This window comes from Stenotrophomonas sp. STEN021 (assembly GCF_056760175.1).
Genome location: NZ_JBRREH010000150.1, coordinates 1 through 4,108, shown reverse-complemented (window position 1 = coordinate 4,108; position 4,108 = coordinate 1). Strand labels below are relative to the sequence as shown.

3 protein-coding genes are annotated in these 4,108 nt (G+C 64.0%); 1 reads left to right on the top strand and 2 read right to left on the bottom strand.

Translation table 11 applies throughout. From position 1 onward, the window contains the following. Positions 1 to 195 precede the first annotated feature (195 nt). Positions 196 to 2,580 carry a penicillin acylase family protein gene (locus ACVOL0_RS20125; RefSeq protein ID WP_481550589.1) on the bottom strand — a complete coding sequence of 795 codons (2,385 nt, stop codon included), beginning with the start codon at positions 2,578 to 2,580 and terminating at the stop codon, positions 196 to 198. A gap of 152 nt (positions 2,581 to 2,732) precedes the next feature. On the opposite strand from ACVOL0_RS20125, the gene ACVOL0_RS20120 reads away from it, so the two are divergent. Further along, positions 2,733 to 3,221 (top strand): bacterioferritin, encoded by a 489-nt coding sequence (locus ACVOL0_RS20120; protein WP_481512724.1) that lies wholly within the window; start codon positions 2,733 to 2,735, stop codon positions 3,219 to 3,221. A 78-nt stretch (positions 3,222 to 3,299) separates the two neighbouring features. Here ACVOL0_RS20120 and ACVOL0_RS20115 read toward each other — a convergent pair whose 3' ends face one another. Next, the gene (locus ACVOL0_RS20115) at positions 3,300 to 3,956 is read right to left on the bottom strand and encodes a thiopurine S-methyltransferase (protein WP_481550588.1); all 657 of its coding nucleotides are present in this window, start codon (positions 3,954 to 3,956) and stop codon (positions 3,300 to 3,302) included. Between the last annotated feature and the right edge of the window lie 152 nt (positions 3,957 to 4,108).

Here is a 4,108-nt window from a genome sequence, read left to right as displayed (position 1 = left end):
AAGCTGGTTCTGCTGGAATCCTTGATGCGTGTGCAATCTGATGGTGTTCCTGCTTCGCGGCTTACGCCGCTCCCACAGTCAGGTGTCGGCCGGGACAAGCGCAGTGCCCCGGGCGCCTGGCGCGAATCTGGAACGCCCGGGTGCACTGCGCTTACCCGGGTTCCCTGTCTCTGCGTACCGAAACGTGCTGCTTGCTCAGCGAGGGCTCAAGCTCAAACTGTGCGTGGGCTGCCCCGGCAGGAACGGGGTTGGCCTGCCTTCCACCCAGTCGTCATGGCCTGCACCCCAGAACGGCGACAACGGATGGCCGCTCTGGCCGCCGGGCATGTGCACGATGCCGTCGGCCTCATGGCCGGGCGATACCACCATGCGCTCTGACGCACCGAACTTCGCTCCAACCACGCGTGGCATGTTGTTGTCACCGGCCAAGGCTTGGGCCGGCATGCACAGCCAGCGTTTGAACACAGCGGGCAGGGCTGCCGAGACCGGATGGCAGATTGCGGCGGTGTTGCGTTCGCCCCAGCTGCGCTGCGCCAGATCGGGCCCTTGTCCGGCGAGGTCCTTTTCCAATTGGCGGGCACTGTCGGCCAGCAACGCATCCCAGCTTGCGTATGGTGGCGGCAGCAGGTGCGGTGGTCGTTCGCTGAGCAAGGGCCACAACACGCCTTCGAACTGGGCCAGTTTGGGTGCGATGTAGCGTTCGCCAAGTTGTTCTTTGGCCGGTGCCAGCAAGGCGCCTTCCATGTTGTCCATCAGGATGCCGCGGAATCCGCGCGCCATCCGGTAGCTGACCGAATCGGTGGCGGCGCGTCCTTGCCATTTGCGGCTGGCGGCCTCCAGTCGTTTCAGCGCCGGATCATCGCTGTGCTCGATTGTCTGCCGCAGCAGCTTCCACCAGCGCTCCATCAGTACTGCGCGGTCGTCGAGCTGGATCGCCAATAGGTCACTTTCCTCGAAGCTTTCATGGGCGAACAGGCCATCGCGGATCTGCTTTGCGCGCGCGCCGAAGTCATAACCGCCATCGCCTGCTTCAGCCAGGGCGGTGCCATCGAGCACGCGGCCGTTGGCCGTCCACAGGCGGTGATCGGGAGGATCGATCAGCGACGGTGCCTGGTCGGTGCGGATAGGCCAAGGCGGGCAGATGCGTGGTGAGTCCGCATCGGCATGGCAGACTGGATCACGCGCCGGCCTTGCACCGATCAGGCGCCATGCGATACGTCCGCTGCGGTCGGCAACCAGCAGGTTCTGTGCGGGAACGCCCGAGCGATCGGCCACTGCAAACGCGGAATCCAGGTCGGCGGCCTTGGCCATGTCGACGAAATCCAGGCGCACCGCACCGGCTTGCTGGCCTACCCAGCGCAGGGCGAGCAGCCGCCCGTCGGGTTCGTCATGCAGGATCGGGCCCCAATCGGTTTCGCGCACCAGCAGCAGTTCCGGGCTGGCACCGGCAACAGCAATCGCCTCGTTATAACTGCGCAGTGGCGTGTTGGCAGGCAGGGTGGTGTAGTCGGCGGTGTCGATATAGCTGTTGGTGAAGGCCCAGGCCACCCGCGTATTGCTGCCGACGATGACCGCAGGCAGGCCGGGCAGGGTGAAGCCTGCGACATCGACCTTGCCCTCGGGAGCAGTCGGGTCGGCATAGCGCAGGCGTGCACGGAACCAGATGTTGGGCGCACGCAGGCCCAGATGCATGTCGTCGGCGATGATGGCGCGGCCGTCGGCGGTAAGGGCGCCGGCTACTGCGAAGTTGTTGCTGCCCGGAAAAGAATCGGTCGCCGCAGGCGACCCACCTACGTCTCTCTCCCGCGCAGCGGGAGAGAGGGGGACCGCTTGCGAAGCAAGAGGTGGAGTGAGGGCAGCTGTAGTGCCGGCACTGCGCAGGTCCAGCGTTGCCGCATCCGGTAACACCGCATCGCCACGGGGCGCGCCGAACAAGGGTGCATCCCAGCTGCTGCCGTCATGCGCCAGCAGCGCATACAGCGCCGGTGGCACCACGCTGCGGATGCGCGCCATCGCCAGTTCACGGGTATTGGCCGGGTCCTGCAGGTCGGCGTACATCGCCAGCCCGGTCAGTACCGAGTCCTCCAGTTCCCATGGTCGCGGTTGCTGGCGCAGCAGCAGATAAGGCCAGGGTCGTACCGGCAGGGCGGCAAGCCCTGCATTGACGCCATCGCGGTAGGCTTCGACGACGCCCCGCTTGTCTCCCAAGGCCGCACCCAGGTTTTGCTGGGTATGGGCACGCAGCCGGTACACGCGCATGCGCTTGTCCAGCGGCAAGGCCTTGGTGCCGAACAGCTCGGACAGCTCGCCGGCCGCTGACCGGCGCATCAGGTCCATCTCGAAGAAGCGTTCCTGCGCGTGTACATAGCCCAGTGCGCGGGCCATATCGGCCTCGTTGGCTGCCTCGACGGTGAGTACCCCCAGGGCGTCGCGCTGGATGCTGACCGGGGCGGAGAGCCCGGGCAGTGCCAGTTCACCGTCCAGCTGTGGCAGGCTGCCGCGCAGCAGTCCCCAGATGACCAGCAGCAGTATCAGCAGCAACCCCAGACCAACCCAAAGCGAACGCAGCAGCCAACGCAGCACAGGCCTACCCCCGGTAGCGGTTCTGCCGCGATTGTAGACAGCTTGTGAAGCCGAAAGAGAGGGAATCGCAACTGAAAGTGATTCCGATTAGATCATTGGGTTTTCAGATGGGGCACCCTATGCACCATCGAATCATCAGGAGCACCCCCATGCAGGGCAAACCCGAAGTCATTGAGTGCCTGAAGGAACTGCTGCGCGGCGAACTGGCAGCGCGTGACCAGTACTTCATCCATTCCCGTCGTTATGAGGATCAGGGCCTGCTGGCGCTGTACGAGCGTATTGGCCACGAGATGGAAGAAGAGACCGAGCACGCCGATGCACTGCTGCGTCGCATCCTGTTCCTCGGCGGCAACCCCGACATGCGTCCGCACGCCTTCGAGCCGGGGGTGACCGTGATGGAGATGCTGGAGAAGGATCTGCAGGTCGAATACCAGGTGCGTGCCAACCTGGCTGCCGGTGTGAAGCTGTGCGAAGCACAGGGTGACTACGTCAGCCGCGACATCCTGCTGCTGCAGCTGCGTGACACCGAGGAAGACCATGCCTGGTGGCTGGAGAAGCAGCTGGGTCTGATCAAGCGCATTGGCCTGGAGCTGTACCAGCTGAGCAAGATGGACGCCAAGGGCACCGCCGCGCATTGATGTTGTAGTGCCGACCCATGGTCGGCATTTGAATCTATCGGCAACGTCCCTGCCGGCCATGGGTCGGCGTTGCGGGCATTACAGGCGTTGCAGTCTGTAGACGGCGGTGGAGAGTGCGCTCACGCCGTCGGCACGGAAGTCCGGCTGCTGGTCGAGGATGTCGCGGCGTTCCAGCAGTCCGGCCTGCCATGGGCTGGCGAACAAGCGTTGAACTTCGGCTTCACCCACTGAGAACGGTGGGCCTTGCTTCTCGTCCTGTGGGTACTCCAGGGTGATCAGCACGCCTTGGCAGTTGATCGGCAGCTGCCCATACAAGGTGTCGCGGTAGTGCTGGCGCAGATGCGGCGGCAAGGCGATCAGTGCTGCGCGGTCGTAGACGCCGGCGATATCCCCCAGCAGCTCCGCATCCAGTGCAAACGCATCGCCACAGATGATCTCAATCGGCCCGGCGCTGTAGTGCTCGCCGTACTGGCTGCCGTGGCGCTGCGGGATGATGTCTGCTTCGGCAAAGAACTGCTCGATCGCCATCGGTGATAACTCGACGCCGAGCACGCGGTGCCCTTGCGCGGCCAACCAGTGCATGTCCAGGGTCTTGCCGCACAGCGGCACCAGCACGCGGCTGCCTTGCTGGAGCTGCAGCTCCGGCCAGTGTTTCTGCAGCAGCGGCATCACCTCGTTGCGATGGAAGCCGATTTGACCGTTCTGCCAACGTTGCAGCCAGAAGTCGGGTTGCATGGGGTTCTCCAGTTGCTGTGCTGTGGTTTGTAGGAGCGGCGTAAGCCGCGAAGCTGAGAGCAGTGGACCAATGGGTGGGTCGTGGTTGCTGACCCTGTTTGGATTTCTGGCTTAGACGCTTTAGCCACGCCGAAAAAAAAAAAAAAACAAAA